Below are 16,308 nucleotides of genomic sequence, written 5' to 3'. Positions count from 1 at the left end.
AGGAGGGTGCTAGAATGAGTGAATATCTCGTTTATCTAGTTGAAGATGAAAAAAACCTCTCAGAGGTAATTAAAGCGTATCTTGAAAAAGAAGGCTGGAAAGTCAAAGTGTTTCATGATGGTGATGAGGCAAGAGATGCTATTAATGACAAGCCACACCTTTGGATTTTAGATATTATGCTTCCGGGGACGGATGGCTATCAATTATTGAAAGCTATTAAGGAGAATGAGGATACTCCTGTAATTTTTATTTCTGCACGTGATCAGGATTTAGATCGGGTTCTTGGGTTGGAAATGGGCAGTGATGATTATTTAGCGAAGCCCTTCTTACCTCAGGAACTAATCATTCGCGCAAAGAAACTATTGGGTAGAATTTATGGTTTGGCAAATCAAGAGCAGAAAAAAATTGAAATTAATCACTACATCATTGATCCAGTAGGTAGAACCGTGGTAGATGCGGAAGTGGGAGATGATGAAATTATTGATCTAACAACAAAGGAAATGGATTTGATTTTGCTATTAACGACTGAAATAGGAAAAGCATTATCGCGCGAACGAATTATTGAACATGTTTGGGGTGAAAATTACTTCGGTTCTGAACGTGCTGTCGATGATGTTGTTAGGCGTGTTAGAAAAAAAATGCCCCGTATCCATTTAGAAACATTGTACGGATATGGATATAGGGTACTTTCCTCATGATAAAAGTAAATTTAACGCAGCGGATTTGGCTTGCGTTTATTTCTCTTATTGTTCTTGTTGGGTTGTCGATGACGATTATTTACCCAATCTCTATAAAGGGAACTTTAACAGAAGAAACATATACGATTATTGAACAAGAACAAAATAGACTGGCTTATCCGCTTCTAGATTTATTTAATCCGCCTCGAAACGAACTAGATTTTATTGAAAGACGAGAAGCAGAACGTTCGGTTGGACATTTTTTTATATATGAAACGTTAGGACAAACACCTGAAGGGGTCTCTTTGCCTCCTGCAGAGGTGTTGCAGGAAATGGCTAGAAATGCTTACAGGCAGGAAGCAATACGGGGGCGCTATGAAATTCAGTATGGTGGGGCGACAGTTTTTTATGTTGTCCAAAAGGCACAGATTTCGGGGTCTCCAGCATTTCATATTTCCTATATGTGGGACACGTATCGGGATCAAATGGTAAATCGTTTGTGGGAGCGACTCATGTACCTCCTGCTTTTAACGAGCGGGTTAAGTTTATTACCGGCTATTTGGCTGAAACATTATTTAAGACAGCCATTGATCATACTTGGTAATCACCTTGAGCAAATTGCAAATCGAGATTGGAAGGAGCCACTCAAGTGGCAAGGTGATGAGGACTTTCAACGACTTTCCGATCAATTTGAAAAAATGCGTCAAAATTTGAATAGTTACGATCGAGCACAAAAGACGTTTATTCAACATGCTTCTCATGAATTAAAGACACCGATTATGGTCATAAAAAGTTATGCCCACTCTGTAAAAGACGGAATATTACCGAAGGGAAATATAGAACAGACAATGGATGTCATCGTTGAGGAAGCAAATCGAATGGAGCGTCGCGTACTTGATATGCTTTATTACACGAAGCTTGACTCTTTGCAGGAAGAAAGTCCAAAACATGAGGAAATCATTTTTGGTTCTATCGCTTTTCAAATTGAGGAACGGTTTAGAGTACAGCGAGAAGATGTAAAAATAATTATTATTGGTGCTGAAACCAAATTAAATGGTGATCCCGAGCAATTGGAAGTGTTGCTAGAGAACCTTGTAGAAAATGCGCTTCGTTATGCAGAAAGCAAAATCTGGGTTAAAGCTTCTTCTTTTGAGGATCGTGTTGAAGTGACTGTTGAAAATAATGGAGAGTCTATTCCAGAGCATGACTTACCCCAGTTGTTTAACCCATTTTATAAAGGGAATAAAGGTAAGTTTGGCTTAGGTCTTGCAATTGTTAAAAGAATTGCTGAATTACATGAAGCTTGTCCTAAAGTAGAAAATAGTGAATATGGTGTGAAATTTACGATTACTTTTCCTAGTACTGTTGAAAAGCCTAATAAAATGAAAAAAAAGGAGAAGAAAAACTAATCTTCCCCTTTTTTTCATATAGTTTAAGTGTATTTCATTACAAGAGAAAAGAGGGGTGCTATACTGTATATAGTACAAACCATGATTGAGGTGAAAGGATGAGCAAGGGGATTCGATACCATCAGGTAGGCGACAATGTCGAAAGCTATTTTTTAATTAAAACAGTTACGAAAGCAATTGCTAGTAATGGAAAACCATTTTTAACGTTAATATTAGGGGACCAAACTGGAGAAATTGAAGCTAAATTATGGGGGTGCTCTCCAGATGATGAAGCAGCTTTTGTAAGTAAAGCAATTGTGCACATTCAAGGTGACTTTATTGAATATCGTGGACGCAACCAGCTGAAAATTTCCAGTATTCGACCGACAAGTACGATGGATAATGTCAAAGTGGCTGATTTTGTTCGTTCAGCACCACTTTCTCCGGAAGATATGTTAGATCAAGTGCAGCAATATATTTTTGATATGAACAATCCAAATATCCAACGAATTACTCGTCACCTATTAAAAAAGCACCAACAAGCATTTTTAGAGTCTCCAGCTGCGACTAAAAATCACCATGAATTCGTTTCGGGATTAGCTTATCATGTTGTATCTATGTTAAAGATCGCCCGTAGTTTAGTTGAGTTATACCCTTCATTGGATCAAGACTTACTATTTTCGGGTGTTATATTGCATGATTTAGGGAAAGTAAAGGAATTATCGGGACCCATTGATACAACCTATACTTTAGAGGGGAAGTTACTCGGACATATATCGATCATGGTCAATGAGATAGGAGAGGCTGCAAAAGAGCTAGGGATTGAAGGAGAAGAGGTCCTTATTCTTCAACATCTCGTTTTGAGTCATCATAGTAAAGGGGAATGGGGAAGTCCTAAGGCCCCTGTTATACGGGAAGCTGAAGTTCTTCATATGATTGACAATATTGATGCAAAAATAAATATGATGGATCGAGCACTTGAGCGTGTTCAACCAGGAGACTTTTCTGAACGTGTGATGGCATTAGAGAATAGAAGTTTCTATAAACCTAGCTTTCATGAAAAGCCACTCGATATATAATGGTGAAAAGTCTCTTTAACTAGTTCTAATCCCCATTGCTTGTACATATTGATTAGTAAGTAGTTAAGTAGGGGGAATACAGATGAAACAGACGAAGATGAGTAAACAATTTTCAGCAGGCCTTTTAATCGTCATGGCGTTTGCGTTAATTCTAACACAAACGGCCGTTGGTTCCATCCTTTTATCTAGTCCTTGGTGGGTTTATTTTGTTCTGGCAGGCATCGTATTAAGTGGATATCTTAGTATGAAGTATGCACGTGAAGAGCGAAAAATGGAAGAGGAATGGATTGAACAAGAAGGAAATGTCTACATGGAACGACTTGTTGCTGAAAGAGAAAAAAGAGGAAAAGAAAAATCCTAAGACTGATACTTAGGATTTTTCTTTATTTCATTATTAGCAGAAATAAGCCGCTCCCACAATAATTAATAAAATAAACAATACAACGATAAGAGTAAAGCTAGTTAAAGGAGTTGTCATAACCTTACCTGACATGTAAATCATCCTTTCGAAGCTAATATAGGTACGTACCTAGTGTTAGCTTATTCATTGCTATTTCTTTTGTTCTAGGCGTTTGCGGATATTTTTAAATAAGCATAAAGACCGGTATGGAACCCATACCGGTCTTTGACGTTATACTTATTGTACAGCAGGTGCAGGATCTGCGTTATCGAGGATATCCTTATATCGGTCATCTTTAAACTCAATTTTTGCATTATCCATCAAATCAGATAAGACATCAGTGTTAGATTTCGATTGCTCTTGAACTAAACGTTCTTCAACATCTTCTTGGAAATCTTCATATGTTTCTTTGCGATCTGTCACTTTAATAATATGGTAACCGTGTTCAGATTTCACTGGCTCACTTACTTCACCAATTTCTAAGGCGAATGCAGCTTCTTCAAATTCTGCTACCATTCTTCCTTTTCCGAAGAATCCAAGGCTTCCGCCACTCATTGCAGAACCAGGATCTTTTGAGTACTCTTCCGCAAGGGTAGCAAAGTCTTCACCTGCATTTATTTTTTCAGCTACTTCATTAGCTGTTTCCTCATCTTCTACTAAGATATGGCTGGCCTCAACTTGCTCACCAAATTCGTCACTATGCTCTTCAAAGTAGGCTTGTTTTTGTTCTTCTGTAACATCTACATTAGCTGTAGCTAGTTTTTGAATGACAAGCTGCGGGATAATATATTCTTCAGCAAAAGCTTCAATCGATTCAACTTCAATGTTGTATTGTGATTCTAGAAGGTTAAGTAATTCTTCATCAGTTTCAAGAACAAATTGCGTTTTTAACTTATTGATTTCCTCGTCAATCTCTTCTTGAGGAAGCTCTACAGAATCTTTTGCTTCCATTACAAGCTGTCGCTGAATCATTTCTCTAAGCGTATCATCACCATAACGATCTTTTAGAGTTCCCACGAGCTCTGACTCAGTAATTTCTTTCCCATCAACGACAACAACAGCTGTGTTATCACTAGCCGTGTCTTCGTTGTTACAAGCTGTAAGTGCAATCAAACATGCAACTCCTACAGCAGCAAATGAACGTCTTTTCATTACATACACTCCTCAATTTTTACTAAAATGTTGACAAAAGGATAACAAATCGGTTCCGGATTTTCAAGGTGACTCTGCATTTAGCTTGTCCATAAAATGGATGAGCTAAGAAGTCAGTGAGAAAGTCACTTTTGCTTGAAATCCTTTTTTTGAAAACTTTACACAGAGATTACTATACCATAAATAGTAGCGGAATAAAAAGCTTTTTGGAATTAGATACCACTTAAAAGGTAAAATCGCTAATTTCGGCGCAGAAGAATTGGTGGAACTTTTTTTCGGGATTTAGTGAAAGCGCCTAGTACGCTTGTGCTATACCTGCATAGGATGAAGTAAGAAAGCAAAGAGGGGGTGTCAATATGTCTCATGCATATCACGGCGGCTTTGCGTTGATTGTTGTGTTGTTCATTCTATTAGTTATTGTAGGTGCAGCTTGGCTATAAACCTTTCATTAACTTAACTATATGTAAGGAGGAATTTCTCATGAGTCACGTATACGGTAGCAGCTTTGCGTTAATTGTTGTGTTGTTTATTTTACTAATCATCATCGGTGCATCTTGGACGTATTAAAATAACGAAGAAAAGAGTGAGGATGTGGCCTCACTCTTTTCTTCATTCTGTCTGTCGGTTATGTAAAAAGGATTTTTACATATGTAGAGGTTAACAAAATTGTCATAAGTATATTAATAGTACGAAATAGTTTTGGTTGCTTTTCTGATGGGATTTCCCTTCGAATACAGAGGGCATCAGTCATTGAATTGATGACAAACAGTATAACAAGAGCGAATAATACAATAAAGAAGACCATCCATCTGCCTCCAGTCTAGCAAAGTCTTACTCTAAACTTTATCAAAAGTTTTCTAAAAAAGATAGAAGAATGCAAGATTTTATTAAGGTTATTTAGCAAAAAAATGTAAATGAATTGTTTTGTTTCCCAATTAGACGTACAATAATAGTAAATGATTAGATGGAGTGTACGTAAAATGAAAAAGCAGCTGTCATGGAAGGGAGCTTTTTTTGTTTTAGCAGGGTTGATTCTTATCTGTATCCTTATGGTAGGTATCGTGCTTGCGCGTTACTTTCCTGAGGTAGACGATTCTCATTTTGAGATGAAAACTGGAACGGAGCCAGCTGCCTCTTTATTTGAGATTAGGACAGGGAAGCAACAACTAAATCAATTTATTGCAAAACAAATTGAGAAAGAAAACCATGCGTTTCGTTATATTGTTGAATTGACAGATGAACATGTTCAATTTAGAACATCGTTATTAGTGCTCGGCCAAGAGGTCCCTGTTACAATAAATTTTTCTCCTACCGTCACAGCTCAAGGGGATTTATTGTTGCATATGGACACTTTTTCCCTTGGTGGAATCAGGGTACCTGAAGTACGTGTTCTTCAACTGATTAAGGATTTCATTGAACTTCCCAAATGGGTAGAGATTTATCCATCAGATAGGCTTGTTCATGCAAAAGTAACAGCGCTGACGATTTCACAAGATATTACTTTGCGAATAACTTCCTTTGATTTAGTAAATGATCAAATTAGCTTAGATATGACGATTAATTAATCGCAAAAGCCAAAAAGGGGACTTTTCCTTTTTGGCTTTCTTAGTGTATGATTTGTTGTTTAACTAGAATGTGAACCCCTTCAGAATGATTAGTTACATAACTTTGTCTAGGGGCTTTCAGTATATAGGAAACATAGATAAAATCATAAAAGCACAATCCAAAATTAACCGCCGCTAAAATAGAAAAAAGTGGTAAATAGGTAGGGAACGCAATCGAAGCTAAAGATGTGCAGCTTGTTATGACGATAACTGGCATTAGTAATGAAATGACGTATAATTTTTTTGTTAATGGTGTACAAAGCGATAACGTCATGACAGGAAATCCGTACATCCATTTCCATGTAAGTGTACCTTTTCTTCCGCTAACCCAAATAGGAAGACAATGTAAACATTTATGAATAATAATGATTGCTAGAATACCAGCTATAAATAAACTAAAACTAATTTTTATGGAATATGCTGTAGTATGAACAAACGTACTAATAACTAAATAATAAAGTAAAAATGAAAATAACATTGTGCAGCCTGAAAACATGATTAGGCGCAACGTGCCATAATCACGAGAAATATTAATGGTTTTCCAGCAGTTCATTGTTGCACCTCCTCAATCTACTTGAATAATCTACTCCCTTTTTGGTCAGAAATCAATATCTTCTGAAAAAGTCGAATGATTTAGAAAATAAAATTTATTAAGTGGTTTCCAATATAAAAAAAACGAGACGTATAACAAGGGTACTTATACCCGTGCTATATATCTCGTTTATTACATTTATGAAGTTTTTACTTCAATATCTGGAATGTCTTTCAATTGGAGACGACCATTCTCCTCGACGAAATCTTCGTCCAATTTGTCTAATGACTTTTCAAACATATCAATAAAGTCTGGACCATAAATGTGACGCAAAATACTAATAATTTCTGAGAATTCGGGGAATTTACCATACAAATCTTTGATTGGCAGTGCACCACCATAAACGCTATGGGTCATAGGTTCATAAGACTCTAATGTTTTTAATAAGAGAATTCTTCCTTCTTCTGTTAAACAAACATACGTATTCCGTTTGTCATTTTCTTTTTTTGAAAACGTTAAATAACCACGATCTTCAAGTTTTTTCGAAAAATTGAAAGCGGTTGATACATGCATAACACCAAAATTAGCAATATCTGAAATTGAAGCACCGTCTAAATGATAGGCAATCCATAAAATATGATGCTCATTAATATTTAGGTCAAAAGGTTTAATCCATGTTTGCCAGTCCTTTTCGACCGATTTCCACAATGCCTTACTGAGTTGAGCGACTTTATGACTGAAAATAACTGATTGTTTTAAAGAATTAGGGGTATGCTGATTCATCGTACTCCTCCCGTTCAGAAAGAATTTCAAACTATTATTATTTTTTTACTATCATTGAATATAATTCTTGTCTACATTATGACAATAAATATCAAAAAAAGGAAGAAAAAAATATTTTTTTGAAAGTTTTTGAAAATTTTTTTGGAAAGATAAAAGAAAAAAGCAGCAATTATGACAGCTGCTTTAGGTTTTTAACATTTTGTTGTAAAGAATTGATATCTTCTTTTAGTTGGTTAATACTTGGATTTACATCCCTTTTCCAATCCTCTATTGAATCCTTTAATTCAATTTGTAGTTCTTTAACACTATTAACACCGACTTTTGTCGTGTTTTTTACTTGTTCTGTCAGTTTTATCGTATCATTAGAGATTTGTTGAACCGTATGACGATAGGACTTGATTTTTTTCTTACATTCTAGCTGAAGCTCTTTTCCAGAAGTAGGCGCCGTAAGAAGGGTAGAGATACTGGCAATGGCTGCACCGGTTACGATTCCATATAAAATTGATTTCATCTTCACGAAAAAACCACCTTTAAAAAATTTTAGTTATTTTATAAAACAATCCAACATAGTTTGTATGAAAAGGAGGAGTCCCATGGATGCATTAATTCTTTTGCTCATGTCTATTTGCTTAGTTACGACTTATGGTTTGGTTTACATTCTACTACGTATGCGCAAAGGAATGGACGATGCAGATAAAACAGTAATGAAGAAAAGCGTTATACTCATGCTAAGTATCGCTTTCTTTAGTGGTGTAAGTGCAATTAGTCTTTTCTTTTTGGGGGGATAATCGCGAATAGGAGCTAAAAAGCTCCTACTCTGCAACATCTATTACTTATTAAAAGAAATCATAAAATCACGCAAAGCTTCACAAGCCTCTAGTGGTACTGCGTTATAAATAGAAGCACGGCATCCTCCAACAGAGCGGTGACCATTTAAACCAACAAAGCCGAGCTCTTTTGCCTTTGCTAAGAAACGTTTATTATCTTCTTCTGTTGGAAGGTTAAAGGTTACATTCATTAATGAACGGCTATCCTTGTGGGCATGCCCGCTGTAGAAGCCATTACTTTCATCAATGGCATCATAAATTATTTTCGCTTTTTCTGCATTTTTTGCTTCAATTGTACTTGTTCCACCCTGTTCTTTTACCCAACTTAACACATTTCTTAACATGTAAATTGCGAATGTCGGTGGTGTATGAAATAAAGAATTCGTTTCAGAATGTGTTTTGTAGCGAAGCATGGTAGGAACATGGTCCACATTCGTCTCCAATAAATCCTTTCGAATAATGGCAACTGTTACACCAGAAGGACCAAGGTTCTTTTGCGCCCCTGCATAAATTAACCCAAATTTCTCCACATCTAAAGGACGAGAGAGGATATCACTAGACATATCAGCGATTAATGGTGCATGACTTACAGTAGGAAATGAATGCCATTGTGTACCAAAAATCGTATTGTTTGAAGTGATATGAACATATGCGTCTTGCTCATTATAGGTTAGCTCATCGAGAGCTGGAATCGTTTTATAATTACTTTCTTTTGAAGAAGCAGAAATGGCTGTTTGACCAATTAACTTTGCTTCTTTAATCGCCTTTTCAGACCAAGCTCCAGTAAGGACGTAATTCCCAACCTTTCCTTCCTGTAAGAAGTTTAACGGGATCATCGAAAATTGCAGACTAGCTCCACCCTGTAGGAATAAAATTTCATATGTATCAGGAATCGTAAGTAACTCTTTTAATAAACTTTTGGCCTCGTTGTGTACATCCTCGTATGCTTTGCTGCGGTGGCTTAGCTCCATCACAGACATTCCTGTGTTTTGAAAGTTCACTAATTCCTTTTGGGCTCTTTCAAGTACTTCCTTAGGTAAGGCTGATGGTCCAGCATTAAAATTATAGACATGTGCCATCTCTTCTACACTCCTTCAATCTCTATTATGAATACGATTATCGTATCATAATTTTATTTAAAAAGATCAGCTTTTTAAGATATTTTTTCCTCAATTACAAACCTATGACTGCAAGTCAATACCATTTTACACTCAAAGCTCTATTCTTGACCAAAAAGGGCTGAACGATGCATCGTTCAGCTTGGAATAAATGAAGAAATTGCTTCAGCTATCGATTTGAGGTCTTCTTGTGTATACTCAGAGCCATGCTCTTTCCAAACAGCACCATAGCCATCACCTTTGCCGTACCGAGGAATTAGATGTAGATGGTAGTGAAATACGGTTTGTCCTGCCGTTTCCCCATTATTGTTAACAATATTTAAGCCTAGTGGTTTGTAAGCTGCTTTTAACCCTGCTGCAATTTTAGGAACAACAGAGAAGAGCTGCTTTGCTACTTCTGGAGTTAGTTCAAAAATATCAGCTTGGTGAGTTTTTGGAATGACCAATGTGTGGCCTTTTGTAACTTGGCTAATATCTAAAAAAGCCAAAACATGCTCATCCTCATAAACTTTTGAAGCAGGAATGTCGTTATTAATAATTTTACAAAAAATACAGTTTTCATCATGTGTCATGGAATCACCCTTTCAAAAATGGTTCTTTTTTCTACTATATACGAGTGATTTAGATGGATGCAAGTTCCTATGGACAATGTCAGAAGGAAAGAAAAGACGATGACGATTGTCTTACTCGTTCTACAATAAGTCGTAAATTTTAAATCGCAAAGAAAGTCGAATTTAGAGGTTGACTGTTCTGCAAATATTATAAATGAACTAGGAATGAATGAAGAAAATTGTCGAAAGTCCTAAATTGATAAGGTTAAATGAAAAATCAATGTCCTATTTTAAAAAAGATAGAAAAGACCTAATTTTTATACGCTTACAAATTGATAGAGAGAAAAAAAGGAGACAATTTATGAGTTTTTAGAAGAATAAGGGGTGAAAACACCTTGAAAATATTACCTTTATGAGCAAGCAGTTGAAAATAGTCAACTGCTTGCTCGTTTAATAGTAGGATTCCAAGACCTGTGACTATCTTCACTGGACACTAGACCTTTTTAAATATGGAAAAGTAAGTAAGACGCTTACATAAAATTAGGAAGTGTTTGACAGTTATTTGTAATTTTATAAAATAATTGAGAATCTATTATATATATATAAACCGATTCATATTGTTGTAGTTTTTTAAAAGGAGAGGGCCATGCATGCTTGAATCAAAACGAAGAGCCATCATTTTTTTAATACTAGCCTTTTTATTAGCGGTAGTGGCCGGATTTGTATTTTTGCAAAAAGTGAAAGCTATTAATTCGGAGTTAGGGGGAATGACGGACGTTTTTGTTGCAAGTAAGGAGGTATACTCTAGAGCCTTGATTACACCTGATGATGTAACGATCATGAGTATTCCAAATCGATTTGTGACAGATTCTCATATTGTTGATTATCAAGACCTTCAAAACCAGGTTTCAATTGTTCCTCTTTCAAAAGGTGATTTGATTACGAAAAACATGCTAAAGGATTATGCACAGCTGCAGGATGAAGAGCATCGTTTAGTGACAGTAATGGCAGGAGAGAATGTGGTGTTTGATCAACAGCTTGAAGCAATGGATAGAGTCGATATTATCGTATCAGAGAACTTTGAAGGAAAACCGAATACCTCTCTCTTTATGAAAGACGTCCTCGTGGCAAGAGTCGCTAGCTCAGGGGGAGAGTTTAAAGGGGTTCAACTTGAAATGTCAATTGAACAGGCACAGCCTTTTATTCACCGTCAAAACTATGCAGACCAAATACGATTATTAAAATCTAATATCGGGCGCGACCAAGTAGAAGACGATGGGGTGGAGGAAGCTCTTGAAGAAGATGAAGAACAGGCTACAAAAGAGGAGAACAAGCCTAAAAAAGAAGAGGCTAAACCTGAAAACAATGCTAAGAGCGAACAGGAGTAAGATAGGATGAACTCTCTAACTATTTTAATCGTTTGTGATGAGGGAGATGCAAGCTCGCAAATTCAAGCGTCGTTACCAGAACAACATAAAGTAAATCTCGTCTCGAAAAACGATGTAGGGACGGAAATTGACCGGATATCTCCTGACTTAATTTTTGTAATTGAAGAAGATGATGCAAAAGGGATTGAAATTATTCAGACAATCCAAGCCGAGTATGAGGCGGCGTACGTTATTTATTTTAGTCATAATCAAGATTTCGTTGCGTTGCGAGAGGTTATTCGGGCTGGAGCAAATGATTATTTCGTGCTACCTGAGGAAATCGATATGTTTGCTCAAAAGTTCAATTCAATTGTCGAGACAGCTGTTAGCCAAGGGGAAGATGTTGGTCTTAAGGCCTTTCGTCGTGGGAAGGGGAAGGTTTTTTCATTCTTTAGCGGTAAAGGTGGAAGTGGTACAACACTCTTATCTCTATCGTTTGCGCAAACCTTAAAGCTTGAATCAACGGCAAGTGTTCTATTTATAGATTTGAATTTGCAATACGGTGGGGCTGAAACGTTTTTAGGAATTGAAGGTCATCGTTCTTTAGTCGATCTTGTACCAGTTATGAATGAATTAAATGAAATGCATATTCGCAATGCGCTGGAGTTTGAAAAACATTCTAAACTTGAATTGCTATTAAGTCCATGTGATGCAGAGGCAGCAGAAGAAATGAATGAGGCATTTATTTCGAAGCTGATTCGGACGTGCCGACGTTTTTATGATTTTGTCATTATTGATTTACCACATTCAATGAGTGTTAATACATACACCGCATTGGAGGAATCTGACAAAATTTATTATGTTTTAACGCTTGATACACCTTCTTTTAAACTTTTTCAACGCATTGAGGAATTGTTTCAACGCTTAACTGTTCAAACAGAAGAAAGATTGGAATTTATCGTCAATCAAGTAAGTAAGGATAATGAACTTAAACCTGTTGATTTAAAAGGTCTCGTCGAATATCCAATTGCACTTGAAGCAAGAAAGGACATTAAAGGTGTCCAGGCAGCTGTCAATGTCGGTGAACCGTTGCAGAAATCGGTCGAAGATAAAAAACTTCCCCTTCCAGCAAAGGATATACGCAAATGGATACGGGCATTTTTGAAGTAATTCTCCTCGGGGCCGTAAGCAACTTTTAGCCTAACATTCTCCAGTTGTATGGAATAAAACCATGTGAGGTGAAAGAAAATGTCGCTTTTTAAACGAAAGCTGGATCAACGAGAAGACGCAACTGCTATAAGGCAAGAAGAGATTACATACCAACAGGAAGACCCTTACCTAAATCAATTGGTGGATCATTATAAAAACAGGTTATTAGCAGAAGCAAACTTAGACCAATTAACGAGTTTAAACCATCGCGACATGCGTTTAGCAATTGAACGATTCATTTCAAAGTTTATGAGTGAAGAGAAGGTCATCCTTACACGCCACAAAAAAGACCAGCTTTTAACTAAGCTTATTGACGAGTCTGTTGGATATGGACCGCTTGAATCCCTTCTTTATGATGAAACGATAACAGAAATCTTAATAAACGGACCCAATCAAGTCTATATCGAAAAGGATGGCCAGCTTCAACAAATTGAACTGAAATTTCGAAATGAAAGTCATCTCCGTCATATAATTGACCGTGTCGTTGCACCGCTAGGGAGGCGGATTGACGAAAGCTCACCAATGGTTGATGCCCGATTAGCAGATGGTAGTCGTGTCAATGCAGTTATTCCACCGATAAGTTTAAGTGGAACGCTCATTTCGATTCGAAAGTTTAGGAAAGAGCCATTTAAGATTGAGGAATTAATAGAGTTTAAGTCAATGAGTGAGGAGATGGCACTCTTTTTAAGAGCCATCATTCAAGCGAAAACAAATGTGATCATTTCTGGGGGAACCGGAAGTGGGAAAACGACATTACTGAATGCACTCGCAACCGCAATTCCATTTGGAGAACGGGTGATTACGATAGAAGATTCGGCAGAGCTAAAGTTAGACCGGGCAAATGTAGTTGGAATGGAAGCACGTCCAGCTAATGTGGAAGGTCGAGGAGAAATTACGATCCGTCAGCTTGTCAAAAATGCGCTTCGGATGCGTCCGGACAGAATTATTGTCGGTGAGGTTCGTGGCTCAGAAGCGTTTGACATGTTGCAAGCGATGAACACTGGACATGAAGGCTCACTTACAACGGTTCATGCTAACTCACCTAGAGATGCACTTGGAAGGGTGGAAGGAATGGTGATAATGGCCGGAATGGATTTACCGTCTTCGGTCATTCGTGAATACATTGTTGGCGCACTTGATTTTATTGTTCAGAGTGAGCGATTATCTGATGGAAAGCGAAAAATTTTATCAATAAGTGAAATAAAGTCTGATGGTGACGGGCATGTCGAAGTTAATGAGATTTTTACTTATAAGCGAACGGGTGTTGGAGAAAATGGTGCTGTTTTAGGATTTCATACAGCAACAGGGACGAAACCAGATTGTTTACCCCGTTTAAAAGCCTTCGGAATTGAAATAGATGAAGCCATTTTTGACCCGCGGGGTGATGGAAGTGAGTGAAGCGATTCTTCTAACGATGGCACTCTTTCTAGGGTTTGTCGGGATTTACTACTTACTAGAATACCGGGCGACAAAAAAGGTTTGGCGACGAAAAGTGGAGAGCTGGTATACAAGTGGACAGAAAAGAAAAAGTTTTATCGTTCTTTTAGGTGATCGCTTCGACCAAACTCCCTTTGCAGCGAAAATGGAAAAGAAGCTTAAGAAAGCCAACCTATTTTTAACCCCGTCAGAATTTTATGGATTGCTGTTCGTTGTTGCTTTGGCACTGACGCTCATTGTAAACAATGTATTACATACCGGTCTCTTCTTATCCTTTCTACTTTCAATTATTCTCGTGCAAGGCATTCAGTTCTTGCTTTTTATCGCCCGAAGTAATAAATATCAACATCAGTTAAGTAGCCAATTACCTGAGATATGCCGATTGCTTGCAAATGCAACACGTTCAGGTATGACAGTCCAGCAGGGCATTGATTTAGTTGCAAAAGAAATGAATTATCCAGCAAATGAGGAATTTAAACGACTCTCACATGAAATGAGATTAGGTGTTGATTTCGACCGTGCGATGATTCAGCTCCAGAATCGTGTTGATTCAAGAGACTTTAAACTCTTCATTGCTACGCTCCAAATCCAAAAACGGGCAGGTGGCAATCTCTCAGAAGTGTTAGAAGAGATGTCAATCACTTTGGAGGAGAGAAAAATCCTACATCAAACGATTAAGACAATGACTGCTGAGCAACGATATATCGCTTGGATTCTTCCGTTAATGCCAATTTTGGTGATTTTTATTATGAACTCTATCGTTGAAGGCTTTATCGAACCGCTTTTCAGTGTAGTAGGTGCTTTCCTATTAGTGATTTTTGTAGCAAGTACGATTATTACATATTTTTTAATTAAAAAAGTAACAGATATAAGGGTGTAGCATATGGATGCATTGGCTATTATCAGTGTGTTTCTAGCTCTATTCTTTTTAGGGCTAGGATTAAAAGATATTTACGGCTATCTAATGGAAAGAAAAAGAGTTGTCACCCATGTTCAAACACAAACAACCGGTGAACGTTTTACAATGACCAAAAATAGACGAAAACTGTCCGAAAAGCTGTTTGAACGGATTAGTAACTATGCTGATGATTTCACCGGACTTGGTCAAAGAATTAATTTCTTTAGTGAACCACATGAGGTTGAAGCATTATTACAGAAAGCAGGTTGGACGAAAAGAATCACAATAGAAAAGTTTCAAGGGTTAAAAATGTTCTTTACCTTCGCTGGACTGTTTTTCGGTATTATTCTTTTCATGCTCGGTTTTCCATTTTCTCAATACTTAATTATCTTCCTTCCGTTACTTGGATATCTCGGAACTATACTTTGGATAAAAAATGCAGCGAAAACAAGGCAGGAGCAATTACGGTTTGATTTGCCTGATTTCTTAGACACGGTAAGTGTCACGTTGCAGTCGGGAGGTGGGCTCGATCAAACATTACGGGAGGTTATTCACTATTTTGACGGGCCCCTTCGCGAAGAATTTTCGCGATTTAATCAAGAAATTGAACTAGGTGTTCCCCGTGAGCAAGCCTATCGGGACTTATTAAAACGCAATGATAATGAAGAGTTTCAAATGCTCATAAAATCCTTGATTCAAGGTATGAATTTAGGGGTTCCTGTAGCGACGACCTTTAAATTACAAGCAGAAGACTTACGCTCGCTTCGGAAAGAGCAAGCAAAGGAAAAAGCAGCTAAAGCAGCACCGAAAATAACGTTAATCACCACTTTCATCGTAGCACCAACCGTGATTATGATGATAGCCGGACTAATGATTCTAAACATGTTTTTTGGTGAGAACAATCTATTCGATTTATTGTAGAAGTAAAGAGAAGCACAACGTTTCTCTTTAACTATAAAACTTTAAAACTATAACTTGGAGGAGAAAAATTATGAAAACATTCATTAAATTTTACACAATGCTCACATCCTATACGAAAAACGAAAGAGGGTCTCAATCGTTAGAGTGGATTGGGATTGCAGCGGTGGTTGTGATATTGGTGGGGACGATTTCCTCTGTTTTTGCTGAGGATGAATCTTTTGCATCCGCAATACTAGGTAAATTAGTTGATTTTGTTAGCAACATTGGTGGGTGAGAGAGGGGGGAACCTTCTCTCCTCACTTCTATTATTTAATAATGAAAATATCGGATTTAATACATATATAAATTCAAAAGGAGGAAGATTT

22 protein-coding genes are annotated in these 16,308 nt (G+C 37.2%); 14 read left to right on the top strand and 8 right to left on the bottom strand.

The features are described 5' to 3' along the window. Window positions 1-14: 14 nt before the first annotated feature. The 4 genes from B1R93_RS04105 to B1R93_RS04090 all read left to right on the top strand — a co-directional run bounded on the left by B1R93_RS04105 (window position 15) and on the right by B1R93_RS04090 (window position 3,505). Complete coding sequence (locus tag B1R93_RS04105) at window positions 15-698, top strand: response regulator transcription factor (RefSeq protein ID WP_088102691.1); 684 nt, start codon at window positions 15-17, stop codon at window positions 696-698. Further along, window positions 695-2,086, top strand: coding sequence for a sensor histidine kinase (locus tag B1R93_RS04100; protein ID WP_088102690.1), 1,392 nt, complete (start codon window positions 695-697; stop codon window positions 2,084-2,086). Before B1R93_RS04105 ends, B1R93_RS04100 begins: the two co-directional genes overlap by 4 nt. Before the next feature lie 98 nt (window positions 2,087-2,184). After that, entirely contained in the window at window positions 2,185-3,144 is a 960-nt protein-coding gene (yhaM, locus tag B1R93_RS04095; protein WP_088102689.1) for a 3'-5' exoribonuclease YhaM, read from the top strand. An 82-nt stretch (window positions 3,145-3,226) separates the two neighbouring features. Further along, window positions 3,227-3,505, top strand: coding sequence for a sporulation YhaL family protein (locus tag B1R93_RS04090; protein ID WP_088102688.1), 279 nt, complete (start codon window positions 3,227-3,229; stop codon window positions 3,503-3,505). Window positions 3,506-3,538: 33 nt separating this feature from the next. Here B1R93_RS04090 and B1R93_RS04085 read toward each other — a convergent pair whose 3' ends face one another. Together B1R93_RS04085 and B1R93_RS04080 are read right to left on the bottom strand one after the other, a co-directional pair. Then, window positions 3,539-3,637, bottom strand: a complete 99-nt coding sequence (locus B1R93_RS04085; RefSeq protein ID WP_280949454.1) for a YjcZ family sporulation protein — start codon at window positions 3,635-3,637, stop codon at window positions 3,539-3,541. A gap of 144 nt (window positions 3,638-3,781) precedes the next feature. Next, window positions 3,782-4,696 carry a peptidylprolyl isomerase gene (locus B1R93_RS04080; protein WP_088102686.1) on the bottom strand — a complete coding sequence of 305 codons (915 nt, stop codon included), beginning with the start codon at window positions 4,694-4,696 and terminating at the stop codon, window positions 3,782-3,784. 356 nt (window positions 4,697-5,052) lie between these two features. Between B1R93_RS04080 and B1R93_RS04075 the strand changes: the two genes are divergently transcribed. Both B1R93_RS04075 and B1R93_RS04070 read left to right on the top strand, forming a co-directional pair. Continuing rightward, window positions 5,053-5,136: a YjcZ family sporulation protein gene (locus B1R93_RS04075; RefSeq protein WP_088102685.1), complete on the top strand. Its 84-nt coding sequence runs from the start codon at window positions 5,053-5,055 to the stop codon at window positions 5,134-5,136. Window positions 5,137-5,176: 40 nt separating this feature from the next. Further along, window positions 5,177-5,263 carry a YjcZ family sporulation protein gene (locus B1R93_RS04070; RefSeq protein ID WP_088102684.1) on the top strand — a complete coding sequence of 29 codons (87 nt, stop codon included), beginning with the start codon at window positions 5,177-5,179 and terminating at the stop codon, window positions 5,261-5,263. A gap of 58 nt (window positions 5,264-5,321) precedes the next feature. Here the strand turns inward: B1R93_RS04070 and B1R93_RS23305 are convergent, their stop codons facing one another. Continuing rightward, window positions 5,322-5,501 carry a hypothetical protein gene (locus B1R93_RS23305; protein WP_088102683.1) on the bottom strand — a complete coding sequence of 60 codons (180 nt, stop codon included), beginning with the start codon at window positions 5,499-5,501 and terminating at the stop codon, window positions 5,322-5,324. Window positions 5,502-5,676: 175 nt separating this feature from the next. Between B1R93_RS23305 and B1R93_RS04060 the strand changes: the two genes are divergently transcribed. Beyond that, on the top strand, window positions 5,677-6,261 hold the full coding sequence (locus tag B1R93_RS04060) for a YpmS family protein (RefSeq protein ID WP_165763720.1): 585 nt from the start codon (window positions 5,677-5,679) through the stop codon (window positions 6,259-6,261). Between the two features lie 40 nt (window positions 6,262-6,301). Here B1R93_RS04060 and B1R93_RS04055 read toward each other — a convergent pair whose 3' ends face one another. The 3 genes from B1R93_RS04055 to B1R93_RS04045 form a co-directional block, all read right to left on the bottom strand. Then, window positions 6,302-6,853: a DUF3267 domain-containing protein gene (locus tag B1R93_RS04055; RefSeq protein ID WP_088102681.1), complete on the bottom strand. Its 552-nt coding sequence runs from the start codon at window positions 6,851-6,853 to the stop codon at window positions 6,302-6,304. 177 nt (window positions 6,854-7,030) lie between these two features. Continuing rightward, entirely contained in the window at window positions 7,031-7,615 is a 585-nt protein-coding gene (locus B1R93_RS04050) for an HTH-type transcriptional regulator Hpr (RefSeq protein WP_088102680.1), read from the bottom strand. A 169-nt stretch (window positions 7,616-7,784) separates the two neighbouring features. After that, the gene (locus B1R93_RS04045; protein WP_245308223.1) at window positions 7,785-8,126 is read right to left on the bottom strand and encodes a YtxH domain-containing protein; all 342 of its coding nucleotides are present in this window, start codon (window positions 8,124-8,126) and stop codon (window positions 7,785-7,787) included. An 82-nt stretch (window positions 8,127-8,208) separates the two neighbouring features. On the opposite strand from B1R93_RS04045, the gene B1R93_RS04040 reads away from it, so the two are divergent. After that, the gene (locus tag B1R93_RS04040; RefSeq protein ID WP_088102678.1) at window positions 8,209-8,403 is read left to right on the top strand and encodes a hypothetical protein; all 195 of its coding nucleotides are present in this window, start codon (window positions 8,209-8,211) and stop codon (window positions 8,401-8,403) included. 41 nt (window positions 8,404-8,444) lie between these two features. Here B1R93_RS04040 and serC read toward each other — a convergent pair whose 3' ends face one another. Both serC and B1R93_RS04030 read right to left on the bottom strand, forming a co-directional pair. Then, window positions 8,445-9,521 (bottom strand): 3-phosphoserine/phosphohydroxythreonine transaminase, encoded by a 1,077-nt coding sequence (gene serC / locus B1R93_RS04035; RefSeq protein ID WP_088102677.1) that lies wholly within the window; start codon window positions 9,519-9,521, stop codon window positions 8,445-8,447. Window positions 9,522-9,697: 176 nt separating this feature from the next. Continuing rightward, the gene (locus B1R93_RS04030; RefSeq protein WP_088102676.1) at window positions 9,698-10,132 is read right to left on the bottom strand and encodes an HIT family protein; all 435 of its coding nucleotides are present in this window, start codon (window positions 10,130-10,132) and stop codon (window positions 9,698-9,700) included. Between the two features lie 629 nt (window positions 10,133-10,761). Between B1R93_RS04030 and cpaB the strand changes: the two genes are divergently transcribed. The 6 genes from cpaB (at window position 10,762) to B1R93_RS04000 (ending at window position 16,217) form a co-directional block, all read left to right on the top strand. Beyond that, window positions 10,762-11,499: a Flp pilus assembly protein CpaB gene (cpaB, locus tag B1R93_RS04025; RefSeq protein ID WP_133058598.1), complete on the top strand. Its 738-nt coding sequence runs from the start codon at window positions 10,762-10,764 to the stop codon at window positions 11,497-11,499. Between the two features lie 6 nt (window positions 11,500-11,505). Beyond that, entirely contained in the window at window positions 11,506-12,648 is a 1,143-nt protein-coding gene (locus tag B1R93_RS04020) for a CpaE/TadZ family protein (protein ID WP_088102675.1), read from the top strand. 78 nt (window positions 12,649-12,726) lie between these two features. Then, window positions 12,727-14,085 (top strand): TadA family conjugal transfer-associated ATPase, encoded by a 1,359-nt coding sequence (locus B1R93_RS04015; RefSeq protein WP_088102674.1) that lies wholly within the window; start codon window positions 12,727-12,729, stop codon window positions 14,083-14,085. Then, window positions 14,078-15,004 carry a type II secretion system F family protein gene (locus B1R93_RS04010; RefSeq protein WP_088102673.1) on the top strand — a complete coding sequence of 309 codons (927 nt, stop codon included), beginning with the start codon at window positions 14,078-14,080 and terminating at the stop codon, window positions 15,002-15,004. Before B1R93_RS04015 ends, B1R93_RS04010 begins: the two co-directional genes overlap by 8 nt. Window positions 15,005-15,007: 3 nt before the next feature. Then, window positions 15,008-15,943, top strand: coding sequence for a type II secretion system F family protein (locus tag B1R93_RS04005; protein WP_088102672.1), 936 nt, complete (start codon window positions 15,008-15,010; stop codon window positions 15,941-15,943). A gap of 70 nt (window positions 15,944-16,013) precedes the next feature. Beyond that, window positions 16,014-16,217, top strand: coding sequence for a hypothetical protein (locus tag B1R93_RS04000; RefSeq protein WP_088102671.1), 204 nt, complete (start codon window positions 16,014-16,016; stop codon window positions 16,215-16,217). The last annotated feature ends 91 nt before the right edge of the window (window positions 16,218-16,308 follow it).

The sequence above is a fragment of the Halalkalibacter urbisdiaboli genome, assembly GCF_002156385.1.
Lineage (GTDB): Bacteria > Bacillota > Bacilli > Bacillales > Bacillaceae_D > Halalkalibacter_A > Halalkalibacter_A urbisdiaboli.
The sequence above is the reverse complement of the archived record's forward strand: the minus strand, read 5'-3'. Positions and strand labels throughout refer to the sequence as shown.